Consider the following 307-nt stretch of genomic DNA (forward strand, 5'->3'; position numbering starts at 1 on the left):
CCGAGCCCGAAGACCAGGTCGGGATGCCGGTCCCCGTCGAAGTCACCGGCGGCGAGCTGCTCGTCCAGGAGCGGGTCGTTGTCCCAGGCGACGTGGCTGCTGTCGGTGCCCGGCACGCGCGTGGCACTCGACAGGCCCTCCTCCGAGCCCCACACGATGATCACGCTCGGTTTCCAGTCGCAGACCGCGGACGCGAGGTCGGTTCGCCCGTCCCCGTCGAAGTCACCGGCGGCGAGCTGCTCGTCCAGGAGCGGGTCGTTGTCCCAGGCGACGTGGCTGCTGTCGGTGCCCGGCACGCGCGTGGCAC

Annotated in this window: 1 protein-coding gene; it reads right to left on the reverse strand. The window is 72.0% G+C overall.

The annotated features are described in order from the left end of the window. Positions 1–307 (reverse strand): VCBS repeat-containing protein (locus DMH12_RS38795; protein WP_148107623.1); only part of this gene is annotated, 307 nt, incomplete at both ends.

Origin of the sequence: Streptomyces sp. WAC 04229 (assembly GCF_003947455.1) — a bacterium.
Taxonomy (GTDB): Bacteria; Actinomycetota; Actinomycetes; order Streptomycetales; family Streptomycetaceae; genus Streptomyces.